Below are 16,832 nucleotides of genomic sequence, written 5' to 3' on the forward strand. Positions count from 1 at the left end.
AGCGGGGTGCGTGAGTTTGCGCCGTCATTCCGGGGCGCCTCGAAGAGGCGAACCCGGAATCTCGAGATTCCGGGTTCGATGCTGTCGCATAGCCCCGGAACGACGTAGCTCGTTACGCCGCGCGGATGTTCGACAGGAAGCCGTCGATTTCGGAGCGCAGCACGTCGGCCTCGCGGCGCAGCGCGTCGGAGGCGCTGAGCACCTCGCCGGCGGCGGCGCCGGCCTCGGCCGAGGCGGTCGAGACGCCGACGATGTTGCTCGACACCTCGCTGGTGCCGCCCGCGGCATGCTGGATGTTGCGGGCGATCTCGCGGGTCGCCGCGCCCTGCTCCTCGACCGCGGCGGCGATCGCGGTGGTGACGTCGTTGATCTCGCCGATCGTGCTCGAGATGTTGCGGATCGCGGTGACGGCCGTCGTCGTCACCTCCTGCATGCTGACGATCTGCTGGCGGATCTCCTCGGTCGCCTTGGCGGTCTGGCTCGCAAGGTTCTTCACCTCGGAGGCGACCACGGCAAAGCCGCGGCCGGCCTCGCCGGCGCGCGCCGCCTCGATGGTGGCGTTGAGCGCCAGAAGATTGGTCTGCGAGGCGATGGTCTGGATCAGGTCGACCACGACGCTGATCCGCGCGGCATTGTCGGCAAGGCCCTGCATGGTGGTGTCGGTGGCGCTGGCTTCCTCGACCGCCTTGCGGGCGATCTCGGCCGAGGTGACGACCTGGCGGCCGATCTCGGAGATCGACGACGACAGCTCCTCGGTGCCGGCCGACACCGTCTGCACGTTGACCGAGGTCTCCTCGGCGGCCGAGGCCACCGCGTTGACCAATGCGCTCGACTGGTCGGCGGTCGCCGACATGCTCTGCGCGGTCGACTGCATCGAGTTCGCCGCGGTCTGCAGGCTGCCCAGCGCGCCGCGCACATTGGACTCGAACGCGACGATCTGCGTCTCCATGCGCGAGGCGCGCTCGGCCTTGGCGGAGCGGTCCTTGTTCTGATTCTCGGTGAGCTCGCGGCTCTCGATCATGCTCTCGCGGAACACCCGCAACGAGTCGGCCATGACGGCGATCTCGTCGCGCTGGCGGCTCTGCGGGATCTCGGTGTCGAGGTCGCCGTCGGACAACAGCTGCATCGAGCGCTGCAGGCCGCGGATGCGGTGCAGGATGTTGCGCCCGACATAGAGCCAGACGAACAGGAACGAGCCGACCAGCGTCAGCGCGCCGAGCCCGATCATCACCGTGGTCGCGAGCGAGATCTGCTGCCGCGCCTGGAAGGTCGCGGAGTCGGTCTCCTTCTGCACGGCGTCGACCAGCTGCTGGACGCTGATGCCGAGCCCGACATTGAGCTTGCGGGTCTCTTCCAGGATGGTCTGGCCGTAATCGATCGCGTCGAGTTCCTTCTGGCGGATCTTGAACACGCCGGTCTTGCCTTCGCCGAGCGCGAGCAGCTTCTGCGCGGTGTCGCGCACGGCAACGATCGCCGGATTGTTCGGCAGGTCCTCGAGGTTGGACTTGACGCGGTCGCGGCCCTTCTTGAATTCCGTCTCGATGGCATCGAGCGTCTCGCTGGAATTGGCCGACAGCGCCGCGGTCATGTCGGCGGCCATCAGATTGCCGGCCGCGAGCACGTTGCCGATCTGGCCGACGGTGCGGGCCGCTTCGGTGGCAGCGTCGGCGGAGACATCGGCCGCGCCGAGGATGGCGTTGAGCCGGGTCTGCGCGTCGAGCATCGCCGGACCGGCGGCGGAGACGAAGGCGCCCTGCGCCTTGCGCAGCGCGTTGTACTGCTTGTCGCGAAGCGCGCCGACGTCGAGCCGTTCATGCGCCGCCGAGATCAGGCTCTTGGTCGCCTCGTCGGTGTTCTTGACGTTCTCCTGCAGCGCGCTGACGACCGATTTGTCGGCGCCGAGTTCGATGATCTCGCCAAGCTTGGCATTGGTTTGCTGCGCGACCTCCTGCACCTTCTTGGTGCGATCGTTCAGCGCATCCTCGCTCTGCACGGCGAGCAGGCCGGGCCCCTGGGCTGCGAGCGACGCGCTCTGCGCGGAAAGCTGCAGGCTCGCGGCGAGCCGCGGAATGTCGCGGCCGGAGAGATCGCTCATGGTGCCGCCGAGCTGATGCAGCACGATGCCGGCGCCTGCGCTGATCACCAGCGCCATGCCTGCGATCACGGCGAACGCCGCGAACAGGCTGCCCCTGACGCCCATCTGCGGCAGGCGGATACGCTTGAGATTTGGTTTGCCGAGCTTGAAACGAAACGCCATTGCCCCGTGCCCCCTGGCCGTACTCCTGGCCACTACTCTTGGATGTTTCCCCGGCGCGGGAGTATCGGTGCGGCGGGTTAACAAAATCGGGAAAATTGCGACGATCTGCGGGATTTTTCGCGGCTGCCGCGCGCCAACGCGGTGTTGGTTCGCTGTGCGGAACAGATGCGCGCGTTCGGATGCAAAAAGGCCGGCGCGAGCCGGCCTTTCCACTCTTGGTTGTGGTGATCGATAATCTCAGTACCGGCCGTAAGCGGGGCCACCGAGGTTGCCGAGGTTGAAGCGGTAGTTGAGGCCGGCCTTCACGGTGTGCTCGTCATTGTGGAAGCTGCCGACCGGCACCAGCGCGCCCGGTGCGGTGAAGCGGCTGTCGCCGAAGTCGTAGTACTGGTACTCGACCTTGGCCGACCAGTTCGGCGCGAACATGTATTCGGCGCCGCCGCCGATGGTCCAGCCGTTGCTGTGGTTGTCGCTGAGCGCGAAGCCGATCGGTGCGCCGCCGAGCGTCACCGTTTCGCTGTTGTCGGAATAGGCGTAACCGCCCTTCACATAGATCAGGCCCGGGCCCCAGGTGTAGCCGACGCGGCCGGTGATCGAGGCGATGCCGCGCTGATTGTTGTTGTAGACGTAACCGCCCGGGAAGATCGCGTTGAGCTGGTGGCTGCCGACCCAGGAATACTGGCCTTCGAGACCGATCACCCACATCGGCGACAGCTGCCAGTCGTAGCCGCCCTGGACGCCGCCCATGAAGCGGGCGCTGGAGTCCGACAGCGCGAGGCCGTTGAACGTGTTGTTCTGGGAGAACACGCCGCCGAGATGGCCGCCGAGATAGAAGCCGGTCCAGTTGTAGAGCGGCGCGGCGTAAACAGGCGCGGGCGCCTTCTGGTAATAGCCACGGGAGCCGAGATCGGCGGCCTGGGCGGTCGCGCCAACGGCAGCGACGGCAACAGCTGCGGCTGCGGTTGCGAGCAGGAACTTCTTCATGGGGGCAGTCTCCGGACAAGTCATGAGGCGCAGCGTGAATGGCGCCATCCATGGCGATGCGTTAGACCGCATTTGAATAAAATGCTGTCACCGGAAGACGACTTGGCGCGTTAAGTCGCACCCTTCGCGGTGAAACGTTTTGTTGTGCCTAACGAACGCTTAAGCCGGAATGACGGAAGGCTTAACGCGCCGTGCGCGACGCGCTTGTTCCGTTAACCAGGCCGTCGGCTAGTCCAATCGCTTGCGCACGTCGTCGCGCATCTGTTCGCGGAACGCCTGGCGGCGTGCGGCGCGATCCCTGACCGGAACGTCATGGCGATCGAACACGTCGAACTTCTCCAGGATCGGATAGTGCTCGCTCGCCATCGCCAGCACGCGCAGCAGGCCTGCGACCTTCGGGGTCGGGCCGGTGACTTCCCATTTGCGGAGCTTTTCGGCGCCGCCGGCCGCCGGCAGCCCGCACAGCTTCGCCATATCCGCCGCCGTCAGCTCCCGGCCGAGCGCCTCGCCGAGATGTTTGCGTAATTTTCTGAGTTCTGGGCCGGTCACGCTTAGGGTCCGCTCCGCGACAGTAAAGTGTGAAGTGAGTCACATGATGTGCTCGGGGAGCCGTCTATACGCCGCGCATGCGACTTCTCAAGGAAACCATCATGCACGGCATCATCGAAAGCCTCAGCCCCGAACACGGACAGATCGATTGGAAATGGGTCGGCAGTGTGTTCGCGTTCTACGTCGTGTTGATGATCGGCGGGGCGGGGCTGCTGCTCGCGCATTGATGATGCAGCATGGGCATGGCGACCGGTTGGATTCGTTCGTCCGCTAGTGAGGCGCCCCGGATTGGTCGAGCACCCGATCGGCGAGCGTCTTGCGGCCGCGCCGGTTCAGCCAGCCCTGGCCCCAATCGCGGAGCTGCAGCAACAGTGGACCAAGCGATCGTCCCTCCTCGGTCAGGCTGTATTCCACCTTCGGAGGAATCACCGGATAGGCGGTCCGCTGGATCAGTCCGTCCTCCTCCAGCTCGCGCAGCTGCCTGGTCAGGAGGCGCGGCGTGCAACCGGTCAGATGGCGGTGCAGTTCGTTGAACCGCTGGGTGCCGTCGAGAAGGTGATAGAGGATCACCGACTTCCACTTGCCGTTGATCAAGTTGACCGCTGCTTCCATCGAGCAGCCGGGAACCAGATCGTATCGTCTCTGCTTCTGCATATCGTGGGACACTACGCTTTAGGATAGTACCGGCCAATTTTTACAGTATAGCGCACCCGGGTACTGCCCTCCAGATGGATCGTGCCGCTGACCTGCGTCGGGCGGCCATGAACATCAGGAGACGACGGCGTGTCGAAGAGCGTGAGGTTCCATCAGGTCGGTGGCCCGGAGGTGCTGAAGATCGAAACCATCCCGATCCCGGTACCGGGCGCGGGCGAGGTCCGCATCAAGACCCGGGCCATTGGGCTGAACCGGGCAGAGGCGATGTACCGGTCGGGTGCCTATGTGTCCGCGCCGGTGTTTCCCGCGCAACTCGGCTATGAAGCCGCGGGCATCATCGACGCCGTGGGCGATGGCGTCGACGGCTTCGAGGTCGGCGACGCCGTCAACGTGATCCCGGCGTTCAGCTTCGCCGAATACGGTATGTACGGCGAGGATGTGATCGCGCCGGCGAGAGCGGTCGTGAAGCATCCGCGCTCGCTGAGCTGGGAGATGGCCGCGGCGATCTGGATGCCGTTCGTCACCGTCTGGGGTGCGCTGATCGACATCGCGAAGGTCACCAAAGGCGACGTCGTCGTGATCCCGGCCGCATCGAGCAGCGTCGGCCTGGCGGCCGTTCAGGTGGCTCGTTACGTCGGTGCATTGCCCGTCGCGCTGTCTCGAACGTCGTCGAAGGCGGACGAATTGAAGGCCGCCGGCGCCGCGCATGTCATCGCCACCGCCGAACAGGATGTGACGGCCGAATTGTTGCGCATCACCGACGGTAAGGGCGCGCGCGTCGTGTTCGATCCGGTCGGCGGCCCGGCGTTCGAGAAGCTGGCGCAAGCAACCGCCGTCGGCGGCATCATCTTCATCTACGGCGCACTGAGCCCGGATACGACGCCGCTGCCATTGATGGCGGTGCTGGGACGTCACCTGACCATCCGCGGCTATGAGCTGTTCGAAGTCACGTCGCAGGATGACAAGCTCGAGCAGGCGAAGGAGTTCGTGCTTCAGGGTCTCGCCTCCGGGCATTTCAGTCCGAGGATCGCGCGGACCTTCCCGTTCGAGCGCATCGTCGAAGCGCATCGCTTCCTCGAGGCGAATGCGCAGGTCGGCAAGGTGGTGGTGACCGTCTGACGGTAGTGACCGTCTGAGGTCACGCACCGAGCGCACGAAGGCTCTCTAGATCAGCGCGGGGCACCATGGCTCTTCATAATAGTCGAAACCGGTACCTGACCGGACGACGTGGATCAGGCCGGGGAAGTTGAGATGTGGCCCCGCGATCAAGGTGCGCTCTGCTGCCGCCATATCGAGCGTCTTCAGGCGCGTCGTGCGGGCCTGATCGGGATCCGCGTCGAAGGCGATGGTGACGTCCGGCCGCTTGATCTGCACATCGGGCACGTGCGTGACGTCGCCCCAGACCAGCAACGTATCGCTTCCGGACGACACCCTGTAGCCGCCATGGCCCGGCGTGTGGCCGGGAAGCGCAACGAATTCGATGCCGGGCACGACTTCGCCGCTTTTGACCGGTCGCAGGGCCTTGCCGTAAGTCGCGAAGGCTGCGCGAGCGAGCGCGAACATCGGTTGCATGGCCTCCGGCGCGGCGTCAGCGCGAGCGGCATCGGCCCAGAAAGTCAGCTCGACGTCCGACAGGATCAGCTCTGCATTGGCGAATACGGGCGTGCCGTCTGCGCCGACGAGACCTCCGATGTGGTCGGGATGTGCATGGGTCAGAAGCACCGCGTCGATCTCGCCGGCAGCAACCCCTGCGGCGGCAAGTGCGCCCGGCAGCTTGCCGCCCCAGCCGTTGAAGCCGCCGCCGCCGCTGTCGATCAGAACGGTGCGGGTCCCGTCCTGCAAGAGGAAGGCGCTGACACTGAAGCGCGGGTCGGGCGGACGATGCGCGGTGGCCAGCATCGACTCGACCTCCGCCACGGTAATGTCGGCAAGCAGCTCGAAGCTGAGATCGAGATAGCCGTCATTCAACACGGTGACGACGGTGTCGCCGACGCGGCGGCGATTGAGGCCCGGGGCCTGTGACGTTGGACGCTGGGACATGCGGTCTCCTGTTCAGGGGCGATCACGGCGGCTCTGCCGCACCGGACGCCGCGACGGAGCTGGTCCGCTGGCGCAACGCACTCGGTTGCCCTCATTCATGAGCCCGCTTCTTCGAGAAGAGAACGCGCCGCCAGGCACATCAGAATGAACCAGGGGTTTGCAATGGACCGCTTTCTCAGCATGGGAGTGTTCGTCAAGGCCGTCGAGCTCGGCTCGTTCGCGGCCGCCGCCAGTGCTTACGGCATCTCGGCGCCGATGGCCGGCAAGCACATCCGTTCCCTCGAGGCGCATCTCGGCACGACCCTCGAGCATCGGACGACCCGCAAGATGGCGCTCAGCGATCTCGGGCGCGCCTATTTCGACCGCTGCAAGGCGGTGCTGTCGGAAGCGCATGCGGCCGATGCCATGGTCAAGGATCATGTCGGCGCCGTGCGGGGCATGCTGCGCGTCACGCTTCCCGTGATCTACGGGCGAATGCTGATCGCGCCGCTGCTGGTCCAGCTCGCGACCGAACATCCCGCGCTCGATCTCGTGCTGGCGTTCAGCGATCGGCCGAGCGATCTGCTTCGCGAGGGTTACGACCTCAGTGTGCGAAGCGGTCTTCCTGCCGACGGTGGCGGTCTGATCAGCCGCAAGCTGGCGGAGTATCCGATGGTCGTCTGCGCCGCGCCTGCTTACGCCGCCGCACGGCCGTTGCAGGAACCGGCGCAGCTCGCCGACCATGATGGCATCTTCTACAGCCGTTCGGGCCGGCCGCGACCCTGGCGCTTCCCTCGCGCGGGCGGGACCGAGCTCGATGTCATGCCGCGCAAGCGGCTGCTGCTCGACGACCTCCAGAGCATCGCCGATGCGACCGAGGCAGGGATGGGTTTCGCCTGGCTGCCGCGGTGGCTCGTCGAGGATCGGCTAGAGACAGGCCGGCTGGTGCAGGTCCTGACCGAGCACGCGGCGTTGCGCCTGAGCTATTTCCTGATCTGGCCGGACGCGCAGTTCCTGCCGCTGCGTACACGGGTCGCCATCGATGCGATCACCCGGCAGCTCGCAGCCTGAGCTGCGAAGACGAGCTCAAATTAGTCGGTAAGTGGCTGATGTATCAGCGGAAAGAGATGGTGCTGCCAGACAGGATTGAACTGTCGACCTCTCCATTACCAATGGAGTGCTCTACCACTGAGCTACGGCAGCATGCCCGGGAATTAGAATCGGCCCCTCAAGGCCCGTCCAAGCGGGGCGGTTCTTGCCACAAGGCCCCCTCAGGCGCAAGCAAAAGGGTGGCCGTGAAATCCGCGGAATTCACGCTCGGCGGCGTTGATCGCTCCGGATCAGGCCGATAGCGGCCTGATTTGGTTCCCGATCGCCCTTTTGCCGCGAATCGTGCCGCGTCTTGCAACTGGCCGACCGGGCAGGGTGCGTAGGCATCCGCCATTGGCTATGGTCGGCCTCGCGGAAGGCGCGACGGCGGTTCGAGAGTTTTTGCAATGACAGGCGAGCGGGACAGAGGCGGCGGGCAGGCCGGAGCCCGCGTGAAGGATTCACGACAGGATCGTCTCAAGCTGGCGCTGCGCGAAAACCTGAAGCGGCGGAAATCGCAGGCGCGCGGTCGCGACGAGGCCGCGTCTTCCGAATTGCCCGCCACTCACCTAGATGTCGCGGACGAAAACGGACCGGAGCGTTAGCCGGTTCGCAACTTGGCTGCGAGGAAGCAGGTCGATGGCTGTAGACGACACGATGATCACTCCCCTCAACGCGCGCGCCACCGCCTTTCCGCGCCACGAGCAGACCTTTCCGACCCTGACTGGGCACGAGATCGAGCGGATGCGCCGCTTCGGCGAGCCGCGGTCGTATGGGGATGGCGAGGCGCTGTTCGAGACCGGCAAGCCGGGGCCCGGCATGTTCGTGGTGCTGTCGGGCTGCGTGTCGATCTCGCAGCGCGATGGCCTCGGCCGTGTCACGCCGATCATCGACCAGGGGCCGGGGCAATTCCTTGCCGAGATCGGCCAGCTCTCCGGACGCGCCGCACTGGTCGACGGCCATGCCGAGGGTCCCGTCGAGACGCTGCTGCTGCCGCCCGAGCGGCTGCGCGCGCTGCTGGTCGCCGAGGCCGATCTCGGCGAGCGCATCATGCGCGCGCTGATCCTGCGCCGCGTCAGCCTGATCCAGGGCGGCGCCGGCGGGCCGGTGCTGATCGGCTCGGCGTCGGTCGGCAACATGGCGCCGCTGCAGAATTTCCTGGCGCGCAATGGCCAGCCGCATCACGTGCTCGATCCCGAGACCGACAAGGATGCCGCCGACCTCGTCGCGCGCTATTCGCCGACGCGCGCCGAACTGCCGCTGGTGGTTTGTCCGAACGGCACGGTGCTGCGCAATCCGTCCGAGACCGCGCTTGCGATGGCGCTCGGCATGATCGGCAACAGTGCGCAGGACAAGATCTACGACGTCGCGGTGGTCGGCAGTGGCCCGGCCGGGCTTTCCACCGCGGTCTACGCGGCCTCCGAGGGGCTGTCGGTCGCGGTGTTCGATTCCCGCGCCTTCGGCGGCCAGGCCGGCGCCAGCATGCGGATCGAGAACTATCTGGGATTCCCGACCGGCATCACCGGCCAGGCGCTGGCCGGGCGCGCCTTCAACCAGGCGCAGAAGTTCGGCGCCGAGATGCTGATCCCGGTCTCGATCAAATCGCTAGACTGCTCGAAGGCGTCGGGCGCGTTCGCGCTCGCCACCGGATGCGGGCACACGCTGCGCGCCAAGTCGGTGGTGGTCGCGAGCGGCGCGCGCTATCGCCGGCCGGCGATCGACCATCTCGAGAATTATGAGGGCCGCGGCGTCTGGTACTGGGCCTCGCCGATCGAGGCGCGGCTCTGCGCCAACCAGGATGTCGTGCTGGTCGGCGGCGGCAACTCCGCAGGCCAGGCCGCGGTGTACCTCTCGGCGCATGCGCGCCGGGTCAACATGATGATCCGCGGCGGCGGCCTCGGCGCCAGCATGTCGCGCTATCTGATCGAGCGCATCGAGGCGACGCCGAACATCGAGTTGATGTTCAACACCGAGGTGACCGGGCTCGAAGGCACGGAGACGCTGGAGCGCGTGCGCTGGCGCAGCCGGCTCGCGCCCGACCAGTTCACCATGGATATCCGCAATCTCTTCCTGTTCGTCGGCGCCGATCCGGCGACCGGCTGGCTCGAGGGCTGCGGCGTGCAGGTCGACCGCGGCGGCTTCGTGATGACCGGCGTGCAGAACGGCGAGGGCGCGCCCGCGGTGCCGCTGCTCGAGACCTCGGTGCCCGGCGTGTTCGCGGTCGGCGACGTCCGCTCCGGATCAGTCAAGCGCGTCGGCGGCGCGATCGGCGAGGGCGCTCAGGTCGTTGCCGCGCTGCACGGGTATCTTGCCGATGACGGGAGCCCGACGTTGTAGCAATGTCGGTACGGCACTATCCCCGTCATCCTGAGGTGGCCGCTTCTTCAGCGGCCCTCGAAGGATGAATCGGCCACCAGCTGGGCCGTTCATCCTTCGAGGCTCGCTCCGCTCGCGCCTCAGCGACTGTGTTCTTCGTCAAGCGGGTTGCCATGGTTTTTGGTCCCTGAGCATGGCGTTGAGGGTGGTGAGAACTTTGCGCGCAACGGCGATGAGGGCGACCATCTTGGGCTTTCCAGCGGTCACCAGGCGCCGGTAGAAGACCTTGAGCTGCGGATGGTATCGGCTGGCCGACAGAGCGGCCATGTAGAGCCCGGCGCGCAGCTTGGCTCTTCCGCCGCCGATCATGCTCTTGCCCTTCCAGCGGCCCGACTGGCGGGTGAACGGGGCAAGACCGGCGAGGCTCGCGATCTGGCGCCGATTGAGTGCGCCGAGTTCCGGCACCTCGGCAAGGAAGGTCCGCGCGAGGGTGTTGCTCACGCCAGGAAAGCTGACCAGCAGTTCCTCCTTGGCGCGCCAGACTGGCGAGCCGCGCACCAGCGTGTCGATGTCGTTGTCGATCTCCGGCAGCTCCTTCTCGAGGACCTTGATATGGCGGGCAAGGCTCTTGCGGACGCGGACATTCTCGGCCCGCTTCTCGCGCTGACGCTCGGCAACGATCATCTCGATGATCTGCCGTCGGCGACTGACCAGTTCAGCCAGCAGCCGAGCTTCCTGATCCGGCATCGCACGTGGCTCCGGCTTTACGGCCTCGACAAACCGCGCGATGACTGCCGCATCGATCGGGTCCGTCTTGGCACGCTGACCAACCGCCTGCGCGAAGTGCCGGATCTGGGCCGGATTGACCACCACCAGCGGCAGCTGAGCGCCCGCCAGCGCAGCAGCGACGATGGTCTCGAAGCCGCCGGTTGCCTCCACCGCAATCAGCGCTGGCGAGATCACCTGCAAGCGCGCAACGAGCTCTTCCAAGCCTTTGCCGTCACGCGCCACGGCAAAGGCTTCCCCGCTCGGACGCACATGCACGTCCAGCCGGTCCTTCGACACATCAATGCCAACGTAGATCGCGTCCATCTGCACCCCTCCTTGCGCAACCGGGCTCGCCAGGCGGCCCTCGCGACTGTTCGGGTTCAATGGAACAACGGACGGGGCGCCGCGCTGAGGCACGGGCTTCAAAGCCCTTGGATGAAGCGGTCTCCCGTCCGCCACCGCACCGGACACTCTATCCGATCCGGCGATTCGAGACTTACAAGGATGACGGGTTGAAGAGGCGCACAAAGTAAGAGGTCGCAAATGACAAAAGGCTGCACCCATATCGCCGGCATCCAGGACGTCACGCCGAGCGCGCTCGGCTGTGAGGAATGCCTGAAGAGCGGCAGCCGCTGGCTGCATTTGCGGATCTGCCGGACCTGCGGTCATGTCGGCTGCTGCGACGACTCGCCGAACCGGCATGCGACGGCGCATTTCCACGCCACCGGGCATCCCGTGATCGAGGGCTACGATCCGCCCGAAGGCTGGGGCTGGTGCTATGTCGACGAGGTGCTGTTCGACCTGTCGAAGCGCAAGACCCCGCATAACGGGCCGATCCCGCGCTATTATTGATTCAATGTCTCACGAGGCGCACGTGCGTACGACACGCGTGCGACAATTTTCGGCAAGTGTCGGCGCCGACGAATTTTCATGAGATGTCAGCCGTCCTGCTATCGAACCATGTAGCAATTTTCCGGCACGCATCGTAACCTCGTGCGCGGGTCTCAGCGGGGAGTGCGCCACATGACGACGTTAGTGCTTGTGCACGTCATTATCAGTTTGATCGCTATCGTCGCCGGTGTGATCGTGATGTTCGGCCTGCTCGGCTCGCGGGCGATGCCCGGGCTGACCGCGATCTTCCTCATCCTCACGATTCTGACCAACGCCACCGGCTTCGTGATCCCGCCTCTGGTGACCGACAAGCTGCTGCCCTCGCACATCATCGGCGGCCTCTCGCTGGTGCTGCTCGCGATCGCCTGCATCGCGCTGTATGCGATGCAGCTCAAGGGCGCCTGGCGTCCGATCTATATCGTGACCGCGATGGTCTCGCTCTATCTCAACGTCTTCGTGCTCGTGATCCAGAGCTTCCTCAAGGTGCCTGCGCTACAGGCGCTGGCGCCGGCGGTGCCGCCGAACCCGCCGTCCGGTCCGGCGTTCGCGGTGGTGCAGGGCATCGTGCTGGTGTTCTTCGCCGTGGTGATCATCGGTGCCTGGCGCCGGTTCAGGCCGGTCACGTTCGCCTGATCCGACACATCTGTTCATGCCACGTCATTCCGGGTTCGACGCTGCGCGTCGCCCCGGAATGACGTAACGCAACAAGAGGAGCAATCAGATGCCCACCATCACCACCAAAGACGGCGTCGACATCTTCTACAAGGATTGGGGTTCGGGTCAGCCGATCGTGTTCAGTCATGGCTGGCCGCTGTCGTCGGACGATTGGGACGCGCAGATGCTGTTCTTCGTGGGTCACGGCTTTCGCGTGGTCGCCCACGATCGCCGCGGCCACGGCCGTTCCGCCCAGGTCGCCGACGGCCATGACATGGACCACTATGCCGACGACCTCGCTTCCGTCACCGCGCATCTCGACCTGAAGAATGCCGTCCATGTCGGCCATTCCACCGGTGGCGGCGAGGTGGTGCATTACATCGCCCGCCACGGCGAGAGCCGGGTCGCGAAGGCCGCGATCCTGAGCGCGGTGCCGCCCTTGATGGTGCAGACCGCGGCCAATCCCGGCGGGCTGCCGAAGTCGGTGTTCGACGACCTGCAGGCCCAGCTCGCGGCCAACCGCTCGCAGTTCTATCGCGATATTCCGGCCGGGCCGTTCTATGGCTACAACCGGCCCGGCGCAAAACCGTCGGAAGCCGTGATCCAGAACTGGTGGCGGCAGGGCATGATGGGCGGCGCCAAGGCGCATTACGACGGCATCGTCGCGTTCTCGCAGACCGACTTCACCGAGGATCTGAAGAAGATCAACGTGCCGGTGCTGGTGATGCATGGCGACGACGACCAGATCGTGCCCTACGCCGATTCCGCCCCGCTTTCGGCCAAGCTTTTGAAGAACGGCACGCTGAAGACCTACAAAGGTTTTCCGCACGGCATGCCGACCACGGAAGCCGAGACGATCAACAAGGATCTGCTGGCGTTCATCAAGGGGTGACGGGCGGCTGCGCGTGAGCGCATCCGGTAAGGCCGGGGAAGAGGACGCGATATGAAAGTCATCCTGTTCGGCGCGACCGGCATGGTCGGGCAGGGCGTGCTGCGCGAGTGCCTGCTCGATCCCGGCGTCGAGCGCGTGCTCGCGGTCGGGCGTAGCCCGGCCGGGCAGCGCGATCCAAAGCTCGTCGAGCTAGCCTGCGACAATTTCGCAGACTACAGCGCGATCGAGCCGCAGCTCACGGGTTATGACGCGTGCTTCTTCTGCCTCGGCGTCTCCTCGATCGGCATGGACGAGGCGCGCTACCGACATCTGACCTACGACATCACCCTGGCAGCGGCGACAACGCTGGCGCGGCTCAATCCCGGCATGGTGTTCACCTATGTCACCGGGCGCGGCACCGATTCCACCGAGCTGGGCCCGTTGATGTGGGCGCGCGTGAAAGGCAAGACCGAGAACGACCTGCTCAAGCTGCCGTTCAAGGCCGCCTACATGTTCCGGCCCGCCGGTATCCAGCCGCTGCACGGGGTCCGCTCCAAGACCCCCTGGGTGCAGGCGATCTATGTCGCGACCTCGCCGCTGCTCTCGTTCCTGGTGCGGGTTGCCCCGAGCTACATGACGACCTCGGAACAGCTCGGCTGCGCCATGCTGAAAGTCGCCCGCGACGGCTACCCGAAGCCGGTGCTGGAGAGCGAGGACATCAACAGCCTCTGACGGGGCGGTGGCAGGGGCCGGTTCCCTTGCGCCGGATTTCCTTCGGCGAGGTGGTACCTCCGGCGGCCGAAGGCGTTATAACCACCGTCATGTCTCCACCCGCACCGCTGAAACTGATCGCCCTCGATGCCGATGACCTCGCGGTGATCTCCGCCCATGTCCAGGACGCACGCGTCCAGCCCGCCGACATCGTCTGGCGCCAGGACGAGAAACGCCTCGTGGTCGGCCTGAACCGGTTGGACTGGGAGCAGACCCTGGCCGGTGGCACCTGCTCGCGCCGGCTGATCGCCGCGCTCAGGTTCGACCGGGTGCTGGCATGCAAGTCGCGCAATATCGACCTGGAGGCCCCGGAGGCCAGCCTGGAACTGCTCGGGATCGAATTCCATGCCTCCGACCCGCCGGGCGGCAGCGCGCTGCTGATGTTCGGCCAGGGCGGAGCACTGCGGCTCGATGTGGAGTGCCTGGAGTGCGAATTGACCGATCTCGGGGAAGACGACCTCGGGGTGGGGGCGGGGTAATTGAGCTCGTCATTCCGGGGCGGTCCGCAGGACCGAACCCGGAATCTCGAGATTCCGGGTTCGATGCTTTCGCATCGCCCCGGAATGACGCAGCCCCAAGGGTTGACGGCCATTATCCGCCGCGCCATTGAGCAGGGACCCGAATTCCTCTTCAGAAAGCCGCCATGCCCGTTCGCCTGGACCGACAGAGCGCCGATTTCGACCAGCGTTTCCGCGAATTTCTGGCGGCGAAGCGCGAGGTATCGGCCGACGTCGAGCGCGCCACCCGCGCCATTGTCGATGACGTGGCGGCCCGCGGCGATGCGGCGCTGCTCGAGGCGACCAAGAAGTTCGATCGGCTCGACATCGCCGCCGCCGGCCTGCGCATCACCGCCGCCGAGATCGACGCTGCGGTTGCGGCCTGCGACCCCAAGACCGTCGAGGCGCTGACATTCGCGCGCGACCGGATCGAGACCTTTCACCGCCGCCAGCTGCCCAAGGACGAGCGCTTCACCGATGCCGCCGGCGTCGAGCTCGGCTGGCGCTGGAGCGCGGTTGATGCGGTCGGGCTTTACGTGCCCGGCGGTACCGCGGCCTATCCGTCCTCGGTGCTGATGAATGCGGTGCCGGCCCGGGTTGCCGGCGTGCCGCGGGTCGTCATGGTGGTGCCGGCGCCGGACGGCAAGCTCAACCCGCTGGTGCTCGCAGCAGCGGGTCTCGGCGGCGTCTCGGAAATCTACCGGGTCGGCGGCGCCCAGGCGGTGGCGGCGCTGGCCTACGGCACCGCGACGATCGCGCCGGTCGCCAAGATCGTCGGCCCCGGCAACGCCTATGTCGCCGCCGCCAAGCGGCTGGTGTTCGGCAAGGTCGGCATCGACATGATCGCCGGCCCGTCCGAGGTGCTCGTCATCGCCGACGACACCGGCAATGCCGACTGGATCGCGGCCGATCTGCTGGCGCAGGCCGAGCATGACGTCAGCGCGCAGTCGATCCTGATCACCGACAGCCCACGGCTCGCCGCCGATGTCGAGCGTGCGGTCGAGGCGCAGCTTGCGACGCTGCCGCGTGCGGCGATTGCGCGCGCCTCGTGGGACGACTTCGGCGCGATCATCATGGTCGCAAAGCTCGACGACGCGGTCGAACTCGCCAATGCGATCGCGGCCGAGCATCTGGAGATCATGACTGCTGACGCCGAGGGCCTGTCGAAACAGGTCCGAAACGCCGGCGCGATCTTCCTCGGGCCCCATACGCCCGAGGCGATCGGCGACTATGTCGGCGGCTCCAACCACGTGCTGCCGACCGCGCGCTCGGCGCGGTTCTCCTCGGGCCTCGGGGTGCTTGACTTCATGAAGCGAACCTCGATCCTGCGGTGCGGGCCGGATCAGCTTCGTGCGCTCGGGCCCGCCGCGATGACGCTCGGCCAGGCCGAGGGTCTCGATGCCCATTCACGTTCCGTCGGATTGCGCCTCAACCTCTCATGAACAAGCCACCAGACGACGAGGATTCCAACAATCGCATCGTCGCGGTGACGCTCGACGAGGAATCGATCGGCCGTTCCGGCCCCGACATCGAGCATGAGCGGGCGATCGCCATCTACGATTTGGTCGAGCAGAACCTGTTCGCGCCCGAAGGCGCAGCCGGGCCGGGGCCCTATACCCTGCATATCGCGATCACCGGCAACCGGCTGATGTTCGATATCAGGAAAGAGGATGGCGCGCCGGTGGTGGCGCATCTGTTGTCGCTGACGCCGTTCCGCCGTGTCGTGAAGGACTACTTCATGATCTGCGACAGTTACTATCAGGCGATCCGTACCGCGACACCGGACAAGATCGAGGCCATCGACATGGGCCGGCGCGGCATCCATGACGAGGGCTCGCGCACGCTGCAGGAGCGGCTCAAGGGCAAGGTGCGCGTCGATTTCGAGACCGCGCGGCGGCTGTTCACGCTGATCACTGTGCTGCACTGGAAGGGTGAAGGCGCATGATCCCGGCCATGGTTACTTCGCCAGACGACGGGGGCGTACCCCGGTCGAAAAAAGCCTGATCGCATGGAAGCGCCACGCGCGCGCTCCCCGCAGGCCGTGCTGTTCGCATGCGGGCACAACGCCGTGCGCTCGCCGATGGCCGAAAGCCTGCTGCAGCAGATGTTCCCGCAAGGCGTCTATGTCCGCTCCGCCGGCGTGAAGAAGGGCGAGCTCGATCCGTTCGCGGTCGCCGTGATGGCCGAGTTCGGCCAGGACATCTCCGGCCACAAGCCGCAGACCTTCGAGGAGCTCGAGGACTGGGAGGGGCTGAACTTCGACCTCATCATCACGCTGTCGCCCGAGGCGCACCACAAGGCGCTGGATCTGACCCGGACGCTCGCCGCCGCTGTCGAATACTGGCCGACCCCTGATCCGACCGGCACCAGCGGCAATCGCGAGCAGAAACTCGCCGCCTATCGCGAGGTCTGCGACGGCCTGTTGCTGCGCATCCGCCGCCGATTCACCAAGGCCGGTGTAGCGAACCTGTAGGGCTCATCGCTGGGACCTGCATGTTCCGATTCGCAGGGT

At 66.0% G+C, this 16,832-nt stretch carries 19 protein-coding genes and 1 tRNA gene; 13 read left to right on the plus strand and 7 right to left on the minus strand.

What is annotated here, in order from left to right; translation table 11 throughout:
• Positions 1-112 precede the first annotated feature (112 nt).
• The 3 genes from ACE103_RS03815 to ACE103_RS03825 form a co-directional block, all read right to left on the minus strand.
• Entirely contained in the window at positions 113-2,257 is a 2,145-nt protein-coding gene (locus tag ACE103_RS03815) for a methyl-accepting chemotaxis protein (protein WP_375778382.1), read from the minus strand.
• Between the two features lie 237 nt (positions 2,258-2,494).
• Positions 2,495-3,241 (minus strand): outer membrane protein, encoded by a 747-nt coding sequence (locus ACE103_RS03820; RefSeq protein ID WP_375778383.1) that lies wholly within the window; start codon positions 3,239-3,241, stop codon positions 2,495-2,497.
• 228 nt (positions 3,242-3,469) lie between these two features.
• A complete protein-coding gene (locus ACE103_RS03825; RefSeq protein ID WP_223974373.1) occupies positions 3,470-3,790 on the minus strand; it encodes a hypothetical protein in 321 nt (106 codons plus the stop codon).
• Positions 3,791-3,891: 101 nt separating this feature from the next.
• Here ACE103_RS03825 and ACE103_RS03830 point away from each other — a divergent pair, with 101 nt between their 5' ends.
• Positions 3,892-4,017, plus strand: coding sequence for a hypothetical protein (locus ACE103_RS03830; RefSeq protein ID WP_275948971.1), 126 nt, complete (start codon positions 3,892-3,894; stop codon positions 4,015-4,017).
• Positions 4,018-4,060: 43 nt separating this feature from the next.
• Here the strand turns inward: ACE103_RS03830 and ACE103_RS03835 are convergent, their stop codons facing one another.
• Positions 4,061-4,444, minus strand: coding sequence for a helix-turn-helix domain-containing protein (locus tag ACE103_RS03835; RefSeq protein ID WP_298368648.1), 384 nt, complete (start codon positions 4,442-4,444; stop codon positions 4,061-4,063).
• Positions 4,445-4,573: 129 nt separating this feature from the next.
• Here ACE103_RS03835 and ACE103_RS03840 point away from each other — a divergent pair, with 129 nt between their 5' ends.
• Positions 4,574-5,563 carry a zinc-dependent alcohol dehydrogenase family protein gene (locus ACE103_RS03840; RefSeq protein WP_375778384.1) on the plus strand — a complete coding sequence of 330 codons (990 nt, stop codon included), beginning with the start codon at positions 4,574-4,576 and terminating at the stop codon, positions 5,561-5,563.
• 45 nt (positions 5,564-5,608) lie between these two features.
• Here the strand turns inward: ACE103_RS03840 and ACE103_RS03845 are convergent, their stop codons facing one another.
• Positions 5,609-6,484 (minus strand): MBL fold metallo-hydrolase, encoded by an 876-nt coding sequence (locus ACE103_RS03845; RefSeq protein WP_375778385.1) that lies wholly within the window; start codon positions 6,482-6,484, stop codon positions 5,609-5,611.
• 162 nt (positions 6,485-6,646) lie between these two features.
• Here ACE103_RS03845 and ACE103_RS03850 point away from each other — a divergent pair, with 162 nt between their 5' ends.
• The gene (locus tag ACE103_RS03850; RefSeq protein ID WP_375778386.1) at positions 6,647-7,534 is read left to right on the plus strand and encodes a LysR family transcriptional regulator; all 888 of its coding nucleotides are present in this window, start codon (positions 6,647-6,649) and stop codon (positions 7,532-7,534) included.
• Between the two features lie 57 nt (positions 7,535-7,591).
• On the opposite strand, the gene ACE103_RS03855 is transcribed toward ACE103_RS03850, so the two are convergent.
• Positions 7,592-7,666, minus strand: a tRNA-Thr gene (locus ACE103_RS03855).
• A 293-nt stretch (positions 7,667-7,959) separates the two neighbouring features.
• On the opposite strand from ACE103_RS03855, the gene ACE103_RS03860 reads away from it, so the two are divergent.
• Positions 7,960-8,157, plus strand: coding sequence for a hypothetical protein (locus tag ACE103_RS03860; RefSeq protein WP_375778387.1), 198 nt, complete (start codon positions 7,960-7,962; stop codon positions 8,155-8,157).
• A 34-nt stretch (positions 8,158-8,191) separates the two neighbouring features.
• On the plus strand, positions 8,192-9,889 hold the full coding sequence (locus ACE103_RS03865; protein WP_375778388.1) for an FAD-dependent oxidoreductase: 1,698 nt from the start codon (positions 8,192-8,194) through the stop codon (positions 9,887-9,889).
• A 138-nt stretch (positions 9,890-10,027) separates the two neighbouring features.
• Here the strand turns inward: ACE103_RS03865 and ACE103_RS03870 are convergent, their stop codons facing one another.
• Complete coding sequence (locus tag ACE103_RS03870; RefSeq protein WP_375777642.1) at positions 10,028-10,960, minus strand: IS110 family transposase; 933 nt, start codon at positions 10,958-10,960, stop codon at positions 10,028-10,030.
• A 219-nt stretch (positions 10,961-11,179) separates the two neighbouring features.
• On the opposite strand from ACE103_RS03870, the gene ACE103_RS03875 reads away from it, so the two are divergent.
• From ACE103_RS03875 to ACE103_RS03910, 8 genes are all read left to right on the plus strand, one after another.
• Positions 11,180-11,488 carry a UBP-type zinc finger domain-containing protein gene (locus ACE103_RS03875; RefSeq protein WP_057018148.1) on the plus strand — a complete coding sequence of 103 codons (309 nt, stop codon included), beginning with the start codon at positions 11,180-11,182 and terminating at the stop codon, positions 11,486-11,488.
• Between the two features lie 171 nt (positions 11,489-11,659).
• Positions 11,660-12,160 carry a hypothetical protein gene (locus ACE103_RS03880; RefSeq protein WP_375778389.1) on the plus strand — a complete coding sequence of 167 codons (501 nt, stop codon included), beginning with the start codon at positions 11,660-11,662 and terminating at the stop codon, positions 12,158-12,160.
• A gap of 88 nt (positions 12,161-12,248) precedes the next feature.
• Positions 12,249-13,073, plus strand: coding sequence for an alpha/beta fold hydrolase (locus ACE103_RS03885; RefSeq protein ID WP_375778390.1), 825 nt, complete (start codon positions 12,249-12,251; stop codon positions 13,071-13,073).
• 51 nt (positions 13,074-13,124) lie between these two features.
• Entirely contained in the window at positions 13,125-13,784 is a 660-nt protein-coding gene (locus ACE103_RS03890) for an epimerase (RefSeq protein WP_375778391.1), read from the plus strand.
• Positions 13,785-13,873: 89 nt separating this feature from the next.
• Positions 13,874-14,302, plus strand: a complete 429-nt coding sequence (locus tag ACE103_RS03895; protein WP_375781000.1) for a DUF2948 family protein — start codon at positions 13,874-13,876, stop codon at positions 14,300-14,302.
• Positions 14,303-14,466: 164 nt separating this feature from the next.
• Positions 14,467-15,762: a histidinol dehydrogenase gene (gene hisD, locus ACE103_RS03900; protein WP_375778392.1), complete on the plus strand. Its 1,296-nt coding sequence runs from the start codon at positions 14,467-14,469 to the stop codon at positions 15,760-15,762.
• Positions 15,759-16,265 (plus strand): UPF0262 family protein, encoded by a 507-nt coding sequence (locus ACE103_RS03905; RefSeq protein WP_092123128.1) that lies wholly within the window; start codon positions 15,759-15,761, stop codon positions 16,263-16,265. The genes hisD and ACE103_RS03905 overlap by 4 nt, the downstream gene beginning before the upstream one ends.
• A 63-nt stretch (positions 16,266-16,328) precedes the next feature.
• Entirely contained in the window at positions 16,329-16,793 is a 465-nt protein-coding gene (locus ACE103_RS03910; RefSeq protein ID WP_092123130.1) for a low molecular weight phosphatase family protein, read from the plus strand.
• Positions 16,794-16,832 lie beyond the last annotated feature (39 nt).

The organism is Bradyrhizobium sp. ma5 (assembly GCF_042258955.1).
Classification (GTDB): Bacteria; Pseudomonadota; Alphaproteobacteria; order Rhizobiales; family Xanthobacteraceae; genus Bradyrhizobium.